The organism is Streptomyces sp. ISL-100, from assembly GCF_018614615.1.
GTDB lineage: Bacteria > Actinomycetota > Actinomycetes > Streptomycetales > Streptomycetaceae > Streptomyces.
Genome location: NZ_JAGGOK010000056.1, coordinates 142,874 through 159,848, shown reverse-complemented (window position 1 = coordinate 159,848; position 16,975 = coordinate 142,874). Strand labels below are relative to the sequence as shown.

The following is a 16,975-nucleotide window of genomic DNA, read 5'->3' as shown; positions in this document are numbered from 1 at the left end:
GTGCGCGGGGCAGGCGGGCCCGGTCCTTTGAGTACGGACGCACTCGGGTGGACGCGGGGCGCGGCTGTCGGGTCTCGCTTCGGGGCGCGAGGCTCAAGCAGGGGCCCTCAGAAGGCGCACATTCGACACATACAACGAGCACCGGGCGTCATCGTCGCCTCGGTCGCAAGGGTGCGGCTGCTCGTCGTGGTCATGCGATGAGTAAACCAGACGTGCGTACGCATCGATCTACGCTGTCCGAATAGCGGACACTTCTGTCTCGGCGGCGGACCCCGGTCGGTCGCGGTCAGTCCGCGACGACGATCTCCACGCCGTCGTGCGTGGCCTGCGCGGACACCGCCGAGAGGTCGCTCACGACGATGTCCGCGACCAGCTCCGAGCGGTCGTGGGTTGTGGCCAATGCCACGGTTCTCATGCCCGCCGCGCGGCCGGCCTGGAGCCCGGCGGGAGCGTCCTCGAAGACCACGCAGCGTGCCGGGTCGACTCCCAGCCTGCGGGCCGCCAGGAGGTAGGGCTCGGGGTCGGGCTTGCCGCGGGTGATGTCGTCCGCGGCGATCATCGCCTTGGGGTGGATGCCGACCTCGGCCAAGCGGGCCTCGGCGAGCCTGCGGGTGGCGGAGGTGACGACGGCCCAGCGGTCGGCGGGCAGGCTCGCGAGCAGCTCGGCAGTGCCGGGGAGCAGCACGGCGCCCCCGGGGCGGGTCACGTCCTCGACCTCGAGCTGTTCGATACGGGCGACCGCGCCCGGCACCAGATCCGCCGGCAGTAGATCGTTGGCGATCTCGGCGGCGGGGCGTCCGTGCAGCTCGACAGCCGCGAATTCCTCCGCCGATATGCCGTACTCCCCCGCCCAGCGGGTCCAGCAGCGGATCACCGACTCCAGGGAGGAGAGGAGCGTTCCGTCGTTGTCGAACAGGAGAGCTTCGGCGTGGATCTTCATGGGGAACGACCCTACGCCCACCCGTTGTCGCGGACGTAAACGGCCGTAATACGCTCGTCGTCATGCTTGACGCCCTGACGGTCGCGGTCTCCGTGGCCGCGCTCGTACTCGCCGCGTGGTGCGGTTACGCCGCCTACCGCGATCAGCCCACCAAGGACTGGCACTTCATCGGCATGGCCGTGGTGACCGTGCTCGCGCTCGCCCAAGTGGTGGTCGGCGTCGTGCAGCTGTCACGCGGCGAGAAGCCGCACGACGGTGCGGTGATCTTCGTTTCGTACCTCGTCGGGGCGCTCGCGGCGGTCCCCGCGGCCGGCTTCCTCTCGCTGGCGGAGCGGACTCGCTGGGGTTCGGTGACGGTCGCGTCCGGCGCGGTCGTGCTGGCCGTGCTCGAAGTCCGGCTTCACGACATCTGGGGAGGCTGACCGTGAGTGAGTCTGTCACTCGGCTGGTGAAGGGGCCGGGGCTGCTGCTGGTGTGGCTGTACGGCGTCATGTCGGTCGGCGCGGTTTCCCGGTCGATCTACCAGGTCGCCACGGAGTACGACCGGGCGCCGCTGGCGTACACGCTGTCGGGCGTGGCTGCGGTGGTGTACGCGTTCATTACGTACACCCTGGTACGGGGCGGGGAGGCGGCTCGGCGGGCGGCGCTGGTGTGCTGCGGTGCGGAGCTTTTGGGGGTGCTGGTGGTGGGGACCTGGACGGTGATCGAGCCGTCGGCGTTCCCGGACGCCACGGTGTGGTCGGGGTTCGGGATGGGGTACCTGTTCATCCCGGTACTGCTGCCGGTCACGGGCATCGCGTGGCTGCGGAAGGCGCGGCGGGGGTAGGGCGTGCGTGCGCCTGCGGCGGGCTTTCCCCACCCCGCCCCTTCCCGATTGGAGCTCCGCCCCAGACCCCGCTCCTCAAACGCCGGAGGGGCTGGATTTCCAGCCCGTGCGGCGCTTGAGGACACGCCCCCGCAGGGCGTCCGGGGGCGTCGGCCTACGCGCTCGCCGCGTACGCCTCCGCCGCCACCGTCTCCTTCTGGAGGGTGACCAGGGCGAAGCCGGGGGCGATCTGCTCCGTGGCGACCGGGGCGTAACCGTGGCTGCGGTAGAGCCGCAGATTGCCCTCGCTCCGGTGCCCCGTGAAGAGCTGGAAGCGCTTCGCCGCCGGCTCCCCCGCGAAGTACTCCTCGATCGCGTCGAGCAGCCGCCCGCCGAGCCCGTGCCGCTGCATCCGGGGGTGCACGATGAGCTTGGCGATCCTCGCCGTCCCCGCCTCGTCGACCGCCGCGCGCACCGACGCGACCACCTCGTCCCCGAGCCGCGCCACCAGCGCGTGGCTGCGCGCGAGTTCGGCCAGCAGGTCGTCGAGGGTCTGGGTGAGCGGCTCGATGCTGTAGTCGCCGTAGAGCTCGGCCTCGCTCTGATAGCACAGGTACTGCAACTTCAGGATCTGCTCGGCATCCTGCGCCGTTGCCGCTGAGATGGTCACGCTCATGCCCATGTGTGCATGCCTCCCGCTCGCCTGATACGCCGGTTGCTTATCGCTCCATTCCCCTTTGCCCAGGAGCTGCAACCTCCGCCGCCAGCATTCTGCGCAGGCATCCCAGGCAACGGGAACGCATGGGCCCCAAACTGCCTTGTGACATTCCCAACTCCCCTGCGATTTCCCGGTACGTGGGATCGTCCGGCGACAGCATCGCGGCCAGCAGCCGTGGACACCTGCCGGGCAGCCTGCGCACCGCCGCACGCAGCACGCGCCGCCGCTCGGCGCTCAGGGCGGCGCGTTCCGGGCAGGCGGTGTCCGTCGTCTCGGCCGGCGGAGCGGGATGCGGCAGTTCGCGCCGTGTCGCACGGCGGGCCAGGCTCGCCTCGGCCCGTACGGCGTGCAGCAGCCAGCCCGCCGGGTCGGACGGCGGGCCCGACCCGTCGAGGAGCTCAAGAAGGCGTAGCCATACGGCCTGTTCGAGGTCGCCGGGCTCGACTCCCCCGCCCGCGGCCTCGGCCACGGCTTCGGCGGCGAGCAGGGGGCGCAGCGTACTGAACAGGGCGGACGACGCGGCCGTGGGCGGGGCGGCGGGCACGGTGAAGGTCATGCCAGGCGGGACGTGGCGCCGGCGGCCGGCGGTTGCCGCGCGGCGCCACAGTCACCCGTCCGTGGAAACCGGCCCTGTCCAGCGCCCAATGGTCAACGGCTCGTGAAGTCCGCCGCCGCCAGCAGCGCCGTGTCCGGGTTGTCGGAGAAGATCCCGTCGATGCCCTGCTCGAAGTACACCTTGAAGGCCCCGAAAGCGTCTCCGTACGCCGCCGGGTCGGTGCCGCGCCTGAAGTCCGCGGGCAGGAAGGTGTTCTCGTTGCGCATCGTGTACGGGTGCAGGATCAGGCCCTGCGCGTGCGCGTCCCGTACCAGCGTCGTCGGCGTGCCCAGCTTGCCCGCCGCGTCCTTGGGAATGATCAGGTCGAGGGTGGGGCCGAGCCCCTGGGCGAAGCCGGCGATCCACTTCAGGCCCTCGGGCTTGACCAGGTCGGCGACCTTGCGCGGGTCGCCCGCCACCTCGAAGTCCCAGGGCCGGGTGCCGGCCCCGGACAGCAGGACGACGCGGGGCGCCGCGACGAGCTCGGCGAGGCGCTGCATGCTGCTGGGTTCGAACGACTGGAGGAAGTTCGGCGAGTTCTTCTTGTGCCGGCCGTACTTGCGCAGCAGCTTGGCCAGCGGCTCTTCCAGGCCGAGGCCGAGGCCGCGGAAGTACGTGGGGTGCTTCGTCTCGATGTGGAGCCAGACCCGCCGGCCGCGGGCCCGTCCCTCCTGCTCGGCCCAGCGCAGTACCTCTTCGAAGGTGGGAATCGTCCAGCGGCCGTCGTAGAGGGTGTTCTCCTGCCGGGTGCCGGGGATGCGCTCCTTGGCGCGCAGCGTCTTGAGCTCGGCGAGCGTGAAGTCCTCGGTGAACCAGCCGGTGAGGGAGACGCCGTCGACGGACTTCGTCGTCCTGCGGGACGCGAACTCGGGGTGCGCCGCGACGTCCGTGGTCCCCGTGATGTCGTTCTCGTGGCGGCAGACCAGGTGCCCGTCCTTGGTGGGGACGAGGTCCTGCTCGATGACGTGCGCGCCCATGTCGAGGGCGAGCTGGTACGACCCGATCGTGTGTTCGGGACGGTAACCACTGGCTCCGCGGTGCGCCACGACGGTGGGTACGGGAAGATCACGGTACGACGACGAGTCCTCGGCGGCGCTCGCCGTACCCGGCAGGCCGAGGGTGACTCCGCCCGCCCCGAGTACGGCCGCGCCAAGAACCGTGCGCCGCCCGGGGTTTCGCTGTCCGCCCTGTGTCATGAACGCTCCTCTGTCATGTCCCGCACCTGCCAAGAATGAAGGGCCCGATCGTAGGCGCCTACGTCTTACGCAGACGAGGCCGTGGACGGAACGCAGTGGAAACACACGTCAACACTGCGTATCGAAGTGATGAACCCGATGTGCGGTCGGGCGGACACCGCGAGTATCGTCCTCACCTGCACAGACTTCATCCAGAACAGGCCGCCAGCCCGACCCGGCCACGACACCGGAGGAACCGTTGTCCCGTCTCGCGCTCATCAAGGCAGTGCTCGGACCGATCCTGCGCCTGATGTTCCGCCCACAGGTGGAGGGCGCCCAGAACATTCCCGGGACCGGTCCGGTCATCCTGGCGGGCAACCATCTGACGTTCATCGACTCGATGATCATGCCGATCTGCTGCGACCGGCAGGTCTACTACATCGGCAAGGACGAGTACGTCACCGGCAAGGGGCTCAAGGGCCGGCTGATGGCCTGGTTCTTCACCAGCTGCGGCATGATCCCCGTGGACCGGGACGGTGGCCGCGGCGGTGTCGCGGCGCTGATGACCGGCCGCCGGGTCCTCGAAGAGGGCAAGATCTTCTCGATCTACCCGGAGGGCACCCGCTCCCCCGACGGCCGCCTCTACCGCGGCCGTACGGGCATCGCCCGCCTCACGCTGATGACCGGCGCGCCGGTGGTGCCGTTCGCGATGATCGGTACGGACAAGCTCCAGCCGGGCGGCGCGGGCCTCCCGCGCCCCGGCAAGGTGACGGTGCGCTTCGGTGAGCCGATGGAGTTCTCGAGGTACGAGGGCATGGACCGCGACCGCTATGTGCTGCGCGCGGTGACGGACTCGGTGATGGCCGAGGTCATGCGGCTTTCCGGTCAGGAGTACGTCGACATGTACGCCACCAAGGCGAAGGCTGCCTGAGGCTGCCCGTACGTACGACTCAGGGGCTGCGCCGCATCAGTGGCGCGGCCCCTTCGTCGTACCTGCGACGTCCGTCCCTCAGTCCAGGTCCGCGACGATTCCCACCGCCAGCTTCTGGCCCCGCAGCATGAACCACGCGGCGACCGCCGTCGCGAACAGCACCACCGAGCCAACCCACGCCGCCGCCTGGAAGCCGTCGGTGAAGGCGTCCTGCGCGGCGGAGATCAGCGCGGCGGCCCGGTCGGCCGGGAGCGCCGCCGCCGACTCCACGGCTCCGCCGAGCGAATCGTGCGCCGCGTCCGCCACCTCGGCGGGGGTGCCCGAGGGCACCTCGAAACCGCGGTAGATGCCGGTCACGATCGAGCCGAGCAGGGCGATGCCGAGCGCCGCGCCCAGTTCGTACGCCGTCTCGGATACGGCCGACGCGGCTCCGGCCTGCTCCTTGGGAACGCTGGACAGGATGACGTCCGCCGTCACGGTGAAGGCCAGGCCCGCCCCGATGCCGCCGACGATCATGGCCGCGACCAGCATGGTCACGCCGGTGTCCGCCGTGACGATGGTGCAGGTCAGGAGACCGAGCCCGAGCGCCATCAGGCCACCGGTCACCGCGATGCGGACCGAGAGCCTGCGCGCCACCCAGCCGGCCGCCAGACCGGCGGCCACCGCACCGGCCGCGGCGGGCAATTCGATGAGGCCCGACTCCAGGGGTGTGCGCCCCTGGACGAGTTGCAGGAATTGCGAGAGGAAGAAGACCAGGCCCGACAGGCCCAGGATGGTCAGCAGGTCGGCGAGGACCGCGCCGGAGAACCCGCGGTGGTGGAACAGGCGCATGTCCAGCAGCGGCGACGGAAGCGTGAGCTGGCGCCGTACGAACCAGAAGAGCCCCGCCACACCGACCGCCGCCGTGAGCCCGATGTCCCAGCGGAAACCGTGCGCCGCCGCCTCCTTGACGGCGTACACGACACACACGATGCCGACCAGCGAAAGCCCGACGCTGAGCAGGTCCCACGGGCCCGGCGACGGGTCCTTCGACTCGGGCAGCAGCTTGATGCCGACGAGGACCAGGATCAGCATCACGGGCACGTTGATGAGGAAGACCGAGCCCCACCAGAAGTTCTCCAGGAGAAAGCCGCCGACGACCGGGCCGACGGCCGCGCCCGCCGAGGCCGCGGCGCCCCAGATGCCGATGGCGAAGCTGCGTTCCTCCGCGTCGTGGAAGATGTTGCGGATCAGCGCGAGCGTGGAGGGCATCAGCGTCGCACCGGCCACACCGAGCAGCGCGCGGGCGAGGATCATCATCTCGGGGCTGGTCGCGTAGGCGTTGAGCACGGAGACCGCGCCGAACGCGACCGCGCCGGTCAGCAGCAGTTTCTTGCGGCCGATGCGGTCGCCGAGGCTGCCCATCGAGACGAGCAGGCCGGCGATGACGAACGAGTAGACGTCGCCGATCCACAGCAGCTGGGTGCCGGAGGGCTGGAGGTCCTCGCTGAGGAAGGGCGTCGCCAGGCCGAGTACGGTCGCGTCGACGGCGACCAGCAGCACAGCGAGGACGAGGACGCCGAGGGCGAGCCAGCGGCCGGGATGATGGATGGCGTTCCGCGCCATCTGGTGCCGGCCGCTACTGGTCATTGCTCCACGTTCCGACGTGCTCCGCCGAGCAGCAACTCGACGATCATGTACTGGAAGTCCTTGGCCGCGACCCGGCCGTCCTGGACGGCCCACGCGCCGGTGCCGATGAGCCCGTACAGGGCCTCGGTCAGCCAGGCCGGGGTGAGGTCGATCCTGAACGCGCCCTGCTGCTGTCCGCGCCGGAAATGCGCGGAGACGCGCGCGTCCAGACGGCCCCATCCCTCGTTGACATGGGCACCCTCGAAGAGCTGGTTCTCGGTGACGAGGAAGGCGAGCAGACCGGCGGCGGGCTCGATCTCGGCGACGAGGCGGCGCAGGCCTTCCTCGGCGGGTCCCTCATCGAGCCGGGCGGCGTCGAGCGCGGCCTCGAACTCACGGATGCCGAGTTCTTCGAGCGCCTCGACCAGGGCGTCACGCCCGGCGAAGTGGCGGTGCAGGGTGGCCCGGCCGATGCCGGCCGCCTTGGCCACCTCGTCCATGGTCGCGGTCGCCTTGCGGGAGAGGAGGGCGGCCGCGGTGCGGAGCACCTGCTCGCGATCGACAGTCATGAGACAACCATAACCCGAATGAGACATTTATGTCTCGAAAGCTCGCGACGCGCACGACCGGCACCCCTCCCGGGGCCCGTGCGCGTCGCAGCACCTCACGCCTCGCTCGCTACGTTCTAGTAGGTGGCCCGGCGCTCACAGTTGGTGGAGATGCGGTCGCCGATGTTGCCGGAGGCCGCGTCCGTTCCCCCGCCGCAGCTCGCGGAGTCATTGTTGCTCACACCGTCCCGGAGGTTGATCGTGTCGTTTCCGCCAGAGGTCTCCACGATGTCGGCACCGGCGCCGGCGTCGACCGAGCTGGCGATGTCCACCGCGATGTACGCGGTGTCCATGCCGTCGCCCAGCCGGGCGCTGATCCGCGTGACAGAGCCGGCCAGGCCACACACGGCGGCATTGGGGCTCGCCTGCTGACAGCCCGGACCGGCGCCGATGCCCTCGAGGTCCGTGACCACCAGGACCGTGTTGTTGTTGGCGTCCGTCTCGGCAGTGACGGTGAGCTTGTTGTCCTCACCGCTGTACGCGGTGTACGAGACCTGCCCGAAGGCGCGGGTGACGGTGGAGGCGGGACCCGGCTGCTGGGCGGCAGCCGACCCGGCGAGAGCCAGGGGCAGTGCCATACCCATGACGGCAGCCGGGACAGCGACGCGCTTCAGAATGCCGCTCGTGATCTTCATTCTGTTTCTGTCTCCTTCGTGCAAGAGGGCGCCGATCGGCTGCCCGGCGACAGCGAAACAGAGGGTGACCAATTATGAGCGTATTGTAGCAATGTGTTCTATTTTGGCCTAAGGGCGAGTCAGCTCCAGGGCAGTTCCGAGCGGTGCTTCCAGTACGTCGCCGGCTCCTCCACCAGCTCCCCCAACCGGGTCAGATGCCCCTCGTCGAGGTCGACCACCGGGGCGTGCAGATTCGACGCAAGCTGGACCGCTGTGGCCGCGCCCGAAAGGACGACGCCGGCCCACGGCAGCCGGAGGATCGCCGCGATGGCGACGGCGTCGCAGGTGGCTTCCGTTTCGCCGGCGACGGCCCGCAGCGCGGGCGGCGCGCCCGGCCCGGCGAGCCTGCCGTTGGCCAGGGCCTCTTTCACGATCACGGTCAGGCCCGCGTCGTGCGCCTCGGCCAGCGCTGCCGCCGCCGAGGTCTCCAGCAGGTTGTACGTCGCCTGGACCGTACGGAACAGCGGCTTGCCGTCCACCGTGACGGCGAGCGCCGCCCGGATGGCCTCCGCCTGGGCGGGGCCGCTGGTGGAAATGCCGACGGTGACACCGTTGGCGGCCAGCTCCGCCAGACGGGCGTGGAGCGCGGGGTCGGTCAGCGCCGGGCTGTCGGGCGTGACGGAGTGGATCTGGTAGAGGTCGAGGCGGTCGCCCAACAGGGCGGCGGCCTCGGCGTACTGCCGTTCGAAGGCCGCCACGCTGTGGTCCTTGACCTCGTGGACCTCGGCGTCGGTACGCCAGTCGGCGGTGTACGTGTAGCCCCACTTGCTGCCGATCACCACGTCCTGCACGTCGGGCCTGGCGCGCAGCCACTCCGCGAGGAATTCCTCCGCCCGGCCGTACGAGCGTGCGACGTCCAGATAGCGCACGCCCTGCGCGTAGGCGGCGTCCAGCAGTTCGTGGGCGCGCTCGCGCAGGGCGTCGGGGGTGCGGCCGGCAGGCAGATCACAGTCCCGGTCGGGCGTGATGTACCCCGGACGGCCGACGGCCGCGAGGCCAAGTCCGATGTGGGCGGTGGCAGTGGTCGCCGTCGCCAGACGGGCAAAGGGCATCGTGGGCCTCCGCGCGTGTTCGGTCGAGTACGGTCCCTCACTACCGTACTCAACCGGACCGCGCGGTTCAGTTCTTGGCGGTGGCCCAGGCGTGCTGGGTCGCCAAGTCGGCCTTCACCTCGGCGAGCTGGACCGCGACCACCGAAGGCGCGGTGCCGCCGCGTCCGTTGCGGGAGGCGAGAGCCCCGGCGACGTTCAGGACCGTACGCACCTCGGGGGTGAGGTGCGGGGAGATCCTGGCGAACTGCTCGTCGGTGAGCTGGTCGAGCTCGATCCCGTGCTGCTCGCACTCCTTGACGCACTCACCGGCGACCTCGTGCGCGACCCGGAACGGCACGCCCTGACGGACCAGCCACTCCGCGATGTCGGTGGCGAGCGAGAAGCCGGCCGGCGCCAGCTCCTCCATGCGCTCGCGGTTGACGGTGAGCGTGGCCATCATGCCGGTGAAGGCGGGCAGCAGGACTTCGAGCGTGTCGCAGGAGTCGAAGACCGGCTCCTTGTCCTCCTGGAGGTCGCGGTTGTACGCGAGCGGCAGCGCCTTCAGGGTCGCCATCAGGCCGGTGAGGTTGCCGATGAGGCGGCCGGACTTGCCGCGCGCGAGCTCGGCGATGTCCGGGTTCTTCTTCTGCGGCATGATCGACGAGCCGGTGGAGAAGGCGTCGTGGAGGGTGACGAAGGAGAACTCCTTCGTGTTCCAGATGATGATCTCTTCCGCGATCCGGGAGAGATTGACGCCGATCATCGCGGTGATGAAGGCGAACTCGGCCACGAAGTCGCGCGACGCCGTGCCGTCGATGGAGTTGCCCGAGGAGCCGTGCTCGAATCCGAGGTCGGCGGCGACCGCCTCCGGGTCCAGGCCGAGGGAAGACCCCGCCAGGGCGCCGGATCCGTACGGCGATACGGCCGTACGCTCGTCCCACTGGCGCAGCCGCTCGGCGTCCCGGGAAAGGGACTGGACGTGGGCCAGGACGTGGTGGGCGAACAGGACCGGCTGGGCGTGCTGGAGGTGCGTACGGCCCGGCATGGCGACGTCCGGGTGCGCCTCGGCGAGGCCGACCAGCGCGTCCTGGAGCTCGGCGATCAGGCCGCCGATGATGCGGGCGTGGTCGCGCAGGTACATCCGGAAGAGCGTGGCGACCTGGTCGTTGCGGGAGCGGCCCGCGCGCAGCTTGCCGCCGAGGTCGGCGCCGAGGCGCTCCAGGAGGCCGCGCTCCAGGGCGGTGTGGACGTCCTCGTCGGCGATGGTGCCGACGAAAGAGCCCTCCGCGACGTCGGCTTCCAGCTGGTCGAGACCGGCGTGCATGCGCTCCAGCTCGTCCTGGGTGAGCAGCCCCGCCTTGTGGAGCACGCGCGCGTGGGCGCGCGAACCGGCGATGTCGTACGGCGCGAGACGCCAGTCGAAGTGGACGGACGCGGACAGCTTGGCCAGGGCCTCGGCCGGTCCGTCGGCGAAACGGCCGCCCCAGAGCCGGACGTCACCGTTGTTGCTGCTCACAGCTACTGCTCCTCAAGGGTGGGGATGTGCGACCGCCTTCCCGCCGCGGAGGACGGGAAGGCGGTTTTAAGGCTACTGACTAGAAGACTCCTGAAGATCTTGCTCGGACCGCCCGACTCACCCCGGATTGCCGGTAAATGTCAATCGGGCTGAACCGGTGCAAGCCGGGCGCGATTTCAAGATCTTCATCGGCCTTCTAGGCAAGGTCACGCTTGGCCGCGATCTTCGACGACAGGCCGAAGATCTCGATGAAGCCCTGGGCCTTGGACTGGTCGAACGTGTCGCCCGAGTCGTACGTCGCCAGGTTGAAGTCGTACAGCGACTCGTCGGACTTCCGGCCGGTGACGACGGCGCGGCCGCCGTGCAGGGTCATCCGGATGTCGCCGGTGACGTGCTGGTTGGCCTCGTTGATGAAACCGTCCAGCGCCCGCTTGAGCGGGGAGAACCACAGGCCGTCGTAGACCATCTCGCCCCAGCGCTGCTCGACCTGCCGCTTGTAGCGGGCCAGCTCGCGCTCGACGGTGACGTTCTCCAGCTCCTGATGGGCGGTGATCAGTGCGATCGCGCCCGGGGCCTCGTACACCTCACGGGACTTGATGCCCACGAGCCGGTCCTCGACCATGTCGATCCGGCCGATGCCCTGCGCGCCCGCTCGCTCGTTGAGCTGCTGGATCGCCTGGAGGACGGTGACGGGCTTGCCGTCGATGGCGACCGGGACGCCCTCCTTGAAGGAGATGACGACCTCGTCGGCCTCGCGCGGGAGCGCCGGGTTCGAGGTGTACTCGTAGATGTCCTCGATCGGGGCGTTCCAGATGTCCTCCAGGAAGCCCGTCTCGACGGCGCGCCCGAAGACGTTCTGGTCGATGGAGTACGGGGACTTCTTGGTGGTCGCGATCGGGAGGTTCTTCTCCTCGCAGAAGGCGATCGCCTTGTCACGGGTCATCGCGTAGTCGCGGACCGGGGCGATGCACTTCAGGTCGGGGCCGAGAGCGGAGATGCCGGCCTCGAAGCGGACCTGGTCGTTGCCCTTGCCGGTGCAGCCGTGGGCGACGATCGAGGCACCGTGCTTGTTGGCGGCGGCGACCAGGTGCTTGACGATGGTCGGCCGCGAGAGGGCGGAGACCAGCGGATAGCGGTCCATGTAGAGAGCGTTGGCCTTGATCGCCGGGAGGCAGTACTCCTCGGCGAACTCGTCCTTGGCGTCCGCGACCTCGGCTTCGACGGCACCGCAGGCGAGCGCGCGCTTACGGATGACGTCCAGGTCCTCGCCGCCCTGGCCGACGTCCACGGCAACGGCGATGACCTCAGCGCCCGTCTCCTCGGCGATCCAGCCGATGGCGACGGAGGTGTCCAGGCCGCCCGAGTAGGCGAGTACGACGCGCTCGGTCACGGGTTTCTCCTTACGATGCATGCGGTGATGGGTATAAGTATGCACTCCACCGTATGTTTCGTCAATGCGGCCCCGAGGGGCCTGACAGTGCCGCTCCGGATGACCGACCTCACAGAAGGGTCTAGCCTGGAAATGCACGGGGTCATCGCGCCCAACTCCACACGGCTGGACGCCCTTCAGTGTTTGAGGGCCTGTCGCCGGAGAGAAGCCGCTTGACCGGACTGTTGGCCACGTATGTCTGCTACGTCCGGATCCGTGAACCATTCCAGTACGTCCTTTGCGGTCAGCCGACACGGCCGCTCCCGCATGATCCGGGAAAAGGAAGGAGGTGTACTGAGATGCGCGCATACGAGCGCCCGACGCTGACTCGGGTCGGCTCCTTCGCGAAGGAGACCGGTAAGCCGTTCAGGAAGGGCAAAGGTCCGCCCGACATCGTCATCAAGGGCAACCTCCTCTGAGGTCTGAGGAACCGGGAAATCCGGGAAATCCGGGAAAACCGGCGACAGGCGCGTGAGCACCCGTCGCCGGCTTGGGCGGAAGGGCGGTGCGCGGTGCCGGGATTCTCCGAACTCGATTCCATTCCCTCCTGGTTCGTCGTTCTTCCGGACTGCCCGTCAGCTGTCGGCACGGACAACACGCTGCGGGACCGCGCGGAGCTGACTGTCCATCACCCCTCCGGACGCCCCTGGCTGATGGGACGGTGGGGCGAGCAGCACATGGCCTGCGGGCAGGCGGGCGCCAACAAGCTGGCGGTACTGGGGGAGTTCGACGTCACCACCGGCCGTCTTGCCGAGGCCGCGGCACACGTGCGTACGGTCGCCGACGTCGACGCCCTGGCACGCCGACTCGCGGGAAGCTTCCATCTGATCGCGTCGGTGGACGGGCGGGTACGCGCCCAGGGCTCGGTGACCGGTTTTCGGCGGCTGTTCCGGGCTGACATCGACGGCATCACGGTGGCGTCGGACCGGGCCGATGTACTGGCCCTGCTCGGCCGGACGGGCCTGGACGAGCAGCGGCTCGCCCTCCATCTCCTGGACCCGCCCGTGCTCCATCCCCTCACGTACCGCCCGGTGTGGCGGGATGTGGGGTTCGTGGCGCCCGACAGTTACCTGGTGCTGGACACCGACGGCCGGTCGCACCAGGTCCAGTGGTGGTTTCCGCCCGAACCTGAACTGCCGTTGGCCGAAGGCGCCGCAGCGCTCAGGCAGGCGTTGACAGCGGCCGTGGGCGTCCGGACCGGTGGGCGCGAGCTGGTCAGCAGCGATCTGAGCGGTCTGGACTCGACGTCGCTGTGCTGCCTGGCGGCCCGGGACGGCCCGAAGGTGATCGCCTGCACCGCCGCCAGCCCGGATCCGCTCGACGACGACGTGCAGTGGGCTCAGCTCACAGCGGCCGCGATCGGCCGCATCGAGCACCACATCATCCCGGCCGACGAGATGCCACTGATCTATCACGGTCTGCTGGACATGAACGAGCCGCTGGACGAGCTGCTGGACGAGCCCTGCGGGGGCATAGCCGACTACGCCCGGTGGCTCACCATCGCCGGCCGGGCCGCCGGTCACGGATCGCGGCTGCACCTGACCGGCTTCGGCGGTGACGAGACGCTGGGCTGCGCCACGTCTCATCTGCGTACGCTGCTGCGCCACCGCCCGGTGACGGCCCTGCTCCAACTGCGCGGGTTCGCCGCCAAGTATGGGTGGCCGCGCGGCCAGATGCTCAGGCAGCTGTGCGACGGCACTTCGTACGGCAGGTGGCTGAACGGGGCCGCGGACCGGCTCACCACACCTCCACCGCCCGACACGGCACCCGCGCTCGACTGGGGCCCGACGCCGCGGCTGGCTCCGTGGGTCACCCCGGACGCGGCCGACGCCGTACGGGAACTGATCCGGACCGAGGCCGCGACCGCGCGGCCGCTCGGGCCGCGGGGGCTGCATGACGACCTGGTCGGGATACGTGACTCGGCCCGTCCCGTCCGCCAGATCAGCCGGCTCGCCGCCCGGATCGGACTCACACTCTCGGCGCCCTACTACGACGACCGAGTGCTCGAAGCGGCGCTCGCGGTGCGGCGCGAGGAGAAGCGCCCCCCATGGGGGTACAAGCCGCTGATCCAGGAGGCGATGCGCGGCATCGTTCCCGCCCGGATCCTCGGCCGGCAGGCCAAATCCGGTGGCACCTGCGACCTGGACGCCGCGCTGCGACACAATCGCGCGGAGCTGCTGGCCCTGTTCGAGGACTCCCGCCTGGGCCGGACCGGGCTGATCGACGCGGCCGCGCTGCGCAAGCTGTGCACCGGACCGCTGCGACCGCACCCCTACGACCTGCACGACGCGCTCTACCAGGCCGTGGCCTGCGAAATCTGGCTGCGCACCTGGGAGCGGGCCGCCACCCACCCGAAAGCGGGAGCGATGCTATGACACTCAAGCTGCGTACCGGCGTTTCCTGTGCCGACACCGAGTACGGGATCGCGCTGCTCGACGAGGACAGCGGCGAGTACTGGGAACTGAACCCCACCGGCGCCCAGGTCGTACGGACGCTGCTGGCGGGCGGCACCTCGGAGGAGGCGGTGCGGGAACTGACCGGCGCCTGCGACGTCGATGCCGAGAGCGCCCGTGAGGACGTACAGGGTCTGATCGAGGCGCTCGACTCGTCCGGGCTGGTGGAACGGTAGAAACCGCAGAGGAGATTTCCGGTGCCCCTTCCCCAAGCTGTCGCCCACAAGCCGCGCGCGGTGCCGCCCGCGCGCCGGGTCCAGGCGCTCCTTGTCGTGGGCCTTGCCCGGCTGCTGGCCCGCCGCCCCCCACGACGTATCCGCTCGGTGCTCGGCCGGGTGAGCAACGGCGCCCGGCCAGCGGGTTACGGCGAGACCGAGGCGGCCCGGGACGCGGTGGTCTCGGTCAGCCTCACCTGTGCGGCGCCCGAGGGCTGCCTGCCCCGGTCACTGGCCACCGCCATGCTGTGCCGCCTGCACGGGCAGTGGCCTACCTGGTGCGTGGGGGCGCGGCGGATACCGCCGTTCGCGGCACATGCCTGGGTGGAGGCCGAGGGCGTACCGGTCGGCGAAGGCCATCCACCCGACTACTTCCGGGCCTTCTTCACCGTGCCGTGAGCCGTGACATGGACCGTGACATGAGCGGCGACACCAGCCGCCTGACCGGACCCCGCCAGGTCCTGCGCGTGCTCCGTGGTCACCGGCGGTGGATCGCCGGCGCTGTGGCGCTCACGCTGGTGGCCTCGGCCCTGGGCCTGGCCCAGCCGCTGGTGGTCAGGCGAGTGATCGAGTCGTCCGGAGCGGGATCGGGCATCGGGGGATACGTCGGCCTGCTGGTCACTCTGTTCGTCGCCCAGGCACTGGTCCAGGCGGTGGCGGGCTACGTCCTCGCGCGCACCGGCGAAGGAGTGGTGCTCGGCATCCGCCTCAACCTCATCGACCGCCTGCTGCGGCTGCCCATGAGGACGTACGACCGGCACCGGACAGGCGACCTGATCTCACGCGCCGGCACCGACAGCACAGCCCTGCGCCTGCTCATAGCCGAAGGCTTCACCGACGCGGTCACCGGCAGCATCGGCCTGCTCGGTGTGGTCGCCCTGATGGTGTGGCTCGACTGGGCCCTCTTCCTCATCGTCATCGCCATGATCGTCCTCGGTGGACTGACCGTCATTTCGGTGCTGCACGGGATCGCACGTGGCTCACTCGTCGCCCAGCAGGCCACGGGCGCGATGACCGCGGAGCTGGAGCGGGCCCTGGGCGCCATCCGGACCGTACGGGCCAGCCGGGCCGAACAGCGGGAGGCCGAGCGCATCGGAGCGGAGGCAAGGTCCGCGTTCTCGGCGAGCGTACGGGTGGGAAAGCTCGACGCGGTGGTCGCACCGGTCATCGAACTGACCGTCCACGGCTCCTTCCTGGTGGTCCTGCTCGTCGGCGGCGTACGGGTGGCGGGGCAGGGCGGTTCGGTCGCGGACCTGGCCGCTTTCCTGCTCTACATGCTCTATCTGGTGGGGCCGGTCGGCGCGGTCTTCCAGGCGGTGAGCACCATGCAGCAGGGCGCGGGCGCGCTGCGGCGGATCACCGAGATCCTCGACCTGCCGGAAGAGCCGGACACCGCGCCCCTGCGCGGCGTCGCCCCGACGCCGGAGGGCGGCCCCCGCCCACCGGTTCTGGAGTTCCGGGACGTGTGGTTCGGCTACGACCCGCGCAGGTCGGTGCTGCGCGGCGTTTCCTTCCAGGTGCCGGAGCGCGGCCATGTCGCCCTGATCGGCAGCTCCGGCGTGGGCAAGTCCACTGTCTTCGCGCTCGCTGAGCGGTTCTACGACCCCGACCACGGCCTGATCCTGTTCGAAGGCGGCGACGTACGGACCCTCAGCCGTGCCCAGCACCGCGCGCGGATCGGGCTCGTCGAGCAGCACGCCCCGGTGCTGTACGGCACGCTGCGGGAGAACCTGCTCTACGCCGCCCCGGAGGCCGGGGCGGACGAACTCGCCCGGGTGGTTGAGCTGGCCCAGCTGACGGAGCCGGCGTCCCGGCTGCCACGCGGTCTCGACACCGATGCCGGAGAACACGGCATGGCGCTCTCGGGCGGCGAGCGCATGCGCATCGCCATCGCCCGCTCCCTCCTCACCCGGCCCAGCCTGCTGCTGCTCGACGAGCCGACCGCCCACCTCGACGCCGTCAACGAGGCGGCTCTTCGCCGGTCGATCCGGCAGACCTCCACGGAATGCGCGCTGCTGGTAATCGCTCACCGGTTCTCGACCATCCGGGCCGCGGATCTGATCGTCGTGCTCGACGCGGGCGAGGTGGTCGCCGCGGGAAGCCACGCGGAGCTGATGGAAACCAGCGACCACTACCGGTTCCTGTGCCGTGCCCAGCAGGCGGAGGGCCCCGTCGTGGACGCCTTCCGCGCCGGCCGGCGCGGCTGACGGCCCCCGAATGCCGCCGCCGACGCGCGGCTGCCGGCTCCGGCATCGAAGGTGGGACGAGCAGCTGTCG

The 16,975-nt window shown here is 70.1% G+C and carries 18 protein-coding genes; 8 read left to right on the top strand and 10 right to left on the bottom strand.

What is annotated here, in order from left to right:
• Positions 1-286: 286 nt before the first annotated feature.
• A complete protein-coding gene (locus tag J7E89_RS24870) occupies positions 287-940 on the bottom strand; it encodes an HAD family hydrolase (RefSeq protein ID WP_214976607.1) in 654 nt (217 codons plus the stop codon).
• 62 nt (positions 941-1,002) lie between these two features.
• Here J7E89_RS24870 and J7E89_RS24865 point away from each other — a divergent pair, with 62 nt between their 5' ends.
• The gene (locus J7E89_RS24865; protein ID WP_214976606.1) at positions 1,003-1,362 is read left to right on the top strand and encodes a hypothetical protein; all 360 of its coding nucleotides are present in this window, start codon (positions 1,003-1,005) and stop codon (positions 1,360-1,362) included.
• Positions 1,363-1,430: 68 nt separating this feature from the next.
• Positions 1,431-1,766, top strand: a complete 336-nt coding sequence (locus J7E89_RS24860) for a hypothetical protein (RefSeq protein ID WP_251061042.1) — start codon at positions 1,431-1,433, stop codon at positions 1,764-1,766.
• A gap of 154 nt (positions 1,767-1,920) precedes the next feature.
• Here J7E89_RS24860 and J7E89_RS24855 read toward each other — a convergent pair whose 3' ends face one another.
• The 3 genes from J7E89_RS24855 to J7E89_RS24845 all read right to left on the bottom strand — a co-directional run bounded on the left by J7E89_RS24855 (position 1,921) and on the right by J7E89_RS24845 (position 4,254).
• Positions 1,921-2,427 (bottom strand): GNAT family N-acetyltransferase, encoded by a 507-nt coding sequence (locus J7E89_RS24855; RefSeq protein ID WP_214976605.1) that lies wholly within the window; start codon positions 2,425-2,427, stop codon positions 1,921-1,923.
• 37 nt (positions 2,428-2,464) lie between these two features.
• A complete protein-coding gene (locus J7E89_RS24850; RefSeq protein WP_214976604.1) occupies positions 2,465-3,019 on the bottom strand; it encodes a sigma-70 family RNA polymerase sigma factor in 555 nt (184 codons plus the stop codon).
• 92 nt (positions 3,020-3,111) lie between these two features.
• Entirely contained in the window at positions 3,112-4,254 is a 1,143-nt protein-coding gene (locus J7E89_RS24845; protein WP_214976603.1) for a glycerophosphodiester phosphodiesterase, read from the bottom strand.
• 238 nt (positions 4,255-4,492) lie between these two features.
• Between J7E89_RS24845 and J7E89_RS24840 the strand changes: the two genes are divergently transcribed.
• Positions 4,493-5,164 carry a 1-acyl-sn-glycerol-3-phosphate acyltransferase gene (locus J7E89_RS24840; RefSeq protein WP_069929641.1) on the top strand — a complete coding sequence of 224 codons (672 nt, stop codon included), beginning with the start codon at positions 4,493-4,495 and terminating at the stop codon, positions 5,162-5,164.
• A 78-nt stretch (positions 5,165-5,242) separates the two neighbouring features.
• Here the strand turns inward: J7E89_RS24840 and J7E89_RS24835 are convergent, their stop codons facing one another.
• From J7E89_RS24835 to J7E89_RS24810, 6 genes are all read right to left on the bottom strand, one after another.
• A complete protein-coding gene (locus tag J7E89_RS24835) occupies positions 5,243-6,793 on the bottom strand; it encodes an MFS transporter (protein WP_214976602.1) in 1,551 nt (516 codons plus the stop codon).
• Positions 6,790-7,341: a TetR/AcrR family transcriptional regulator gene (locus tag J7E89_RS24830; protein WP_214976601.1), complete on the bottom strand. Its 552-nt coding sequence runs from the start codon at positions 7,339-7,341 to the stop codon at positions 6,790-6,792. The genes J7E89_RS24835 and J7E89_RS24830 overlap by 4 nt, the downstream gene beginning before the upstream one ends.
• Positions 7,342-7,457: 116 nt before the next feature.
• Positions 7,458-8,015: a hypothetical protein gene (locus tag J7E89_RS24825; RefSeq protein WP_214976600.1), complete on the bottom strand. Its 558-nt coding sequence runs from the start codon at positions 8,013-8,015 to the stop codon at positions 7,458-7,460.
• Positions 8,016-8,134: 119 nt separating this feature from the next.
• A complete protein-coding gene (locus tag J7E89_RS24820; RefSeq protein WP_214976599.1) occupies positions 8,135-9,106 on the bottom strand; it encodes an aldo/keto reductase in 972 nt (323 codons plus the stop codon).
• Between the two features lie 67 nt (positions 9,107-9,173).
• Positions 9,174-10,601: an argininosuccinate lyase gene (argH, locus tag J7E89_RS24815; protein ID WP_214976598.1), complete on the bottom strand. Its 1,428-nt coding sequence runs from the start codon at positions 10,599-10,601 to the stop codon at positions 9,174-9,176.
• 196 nt (positions 10,602-10,797) lie between these two features.
• Positions 10,798-11,991, bottom strand: coding sequence for an argininosuccinate synthase (locus J7E89_RS24810; protein ID WP_028815400.1), 1,194 nt, complete (start codon positions 11,989-11,991; stop codon positions 10,798-10,800).
• 338 nt (positions 11,992-12,329) lie between these two features.
• Here J7E89_RS24810 and J7E89_RS24805 point away from each other — a divergent pair, with 338 nt between their 5' ends.
• From J7E89_RS24805 to J7E89_RS24785, 5 genes are all read left to right on the top strand, one after another.
• Positions 12,330-12,449, top strand: coding sequence for a keywimysin-related RiPP (locus tag J7E89_RS24805; protein WP_214976597.1), 120 nt, complete (start codon positions 12,330-12,332; stop codon positions 12,447-12,449).
• 93 nt (positions 12,450-12,542) lie between these two features.
• Entirely contained in the window at positions 12,543-14,405 is a 1,863-nt protein-coding gene (locus J7E89_RS24800) for an asparagine synthase-related protein (protein WP_214976596.1), read from the top strand.
• Positions 14,402-14,659: a lasso peptide biosynthesis PqqD family chaperone gene (locus J7E89_RS24795; RefSeq protein ID WP_214976595.1), complete on the top strand. Its 258-nt coding sequence runs from the start codon at positions 14,402-14,404 to the stop codon at positions 14,657-14,659. Before J7E89_RS24800 ends, J7E89_RS24795 begins: the two co-directional genes overlap by 4 nt.
• Before the next feature lie 21 nt (positions 14,660-14,680).
• Positions 14,681-15,097 carry a lasso peptide biosynthesis B2 protein gene (locus J7E89_RS24790; protein WP_214976594.1) on the top strand — a complete coding sequence of 139 codons (417 nt, stop codon included), beginning with the start codon at positions 14,681-14,683 and terminating at the stop codon, positions 15,095-15,097.
• A 20-nt stretch (positions 15,098-15,117) separates the two neighbouring features.
• Entirely contained in the window at positions 15,118-16,905 is a 1,788-nt protein-coding gene (locus tag J7E89_RS24785; protein ID WP_251061017.1) for an ABC transporter ATP-binding protein, read from the top strand.
• Positions 16,906-16,975: the final 70 nt, after the last annotated feature.

What these genes read in the sequence shown, in the direction of transcription:
- J7E89_RS24870 (WP_214976607.1), bottom strand. Translation starts at nt 940, where the DNA reads ATGAAGATCCACGCCGAAGCTCTCCTGTTCGACAACGACGGAACGCTC.
- J7E89_RS24865 (WP_214976606.1), top strand. Translation starts at nt 1,003, where the DNA reads ATGCTTGACGCCCTGACGGTCGCGGTCTCCGTGGCCGCGCTCGTACTC.
- J7E89_RS24860 (WP_251061042.1), top strand. Translation starts at nt 1,431, where the DNA reads ATGTCGGTCGGCGCGGTTTCCCGGTCGATCTACCAGGTCGCCACGGAG.
- J7E89_RS24855 (WP_214976605.1), bottom strand. Translation starts at nt 2,427, where the DNA reads ATGGGCATGAGCGTGACCATCTCAGCGGCAACGGCGCAGGATGCCGAG.
- J7E89_RS24850 (WP_214976604.1), bottom strand. Translation starts at nt 3,019, where the DNA reads ATGACCTTCACCGTGCCCGCCGCCCCGCCCACGGCCGCGTCGTCCGCC.
- J7E89_RS24845 (WP_214976603.1), bottom strand. Translation starts at nt 4,254, where the DNA reads ATGACACAGGGCGGACAGCGAAACCCCGGGCGGCGCACGGTTCTTGGC.
- J7E89_RS24835 (WP_214976602.1), bottom strand. Translation starts at nt 6,793, where the DNA reads ATGACCAGTAGCGGCCGGCACCAGATGGCGCGGAACGCCATCCATCAT.
- J7E89_RS24830 (WP_214976601.1), bottom strand. Translation starts at nt 7,341, where the DNA reads ATGACTGTCGATCGCGAGCAGGTGCTCCGCACCGCGGCCGCCCTCCTC.
- J7E89_RS24825 (WP_214976600.1), bottom strand. Translation starts at nt 8,015, where the DNA reads ATGAAGATCACGAGCGGCATTCTGAAGCGCGTCGCTGTCCCGGCTGCC.
- J7E89_RS24820 (WP_214976599.1), bottom strand. Translation starts at nt 9,106, where the DNA reads ATGCCCTTTGCCCGTCTGGCGACGGCGACCACTGCCACCGCCCACATC.
- J7E89_RS24805 (WP_214976597.1), top strand. Translation starts at nt 12,330, where the DNA reads ATGCGCGCATACGAGCGCCCGACGCTGACTCGGGTCGGCTCCTTCGCG.
- J7E89_RS24795 (WP_214976595.1), top strand. Translation starts at nt 14,402, where the DNA reads ATGACACTCAAGCTGCGTACCGGCGTTTCCTGTGCCGACACCGAGTAC.
- J7E89_RS24785 (WP_251061017.1), top strand. Translation starts at nt 15,118, where the DNA reads ATGAGCGGCGACACCAGCCGCCTGACCGGACCCCGCCAGGTCCTGCGC.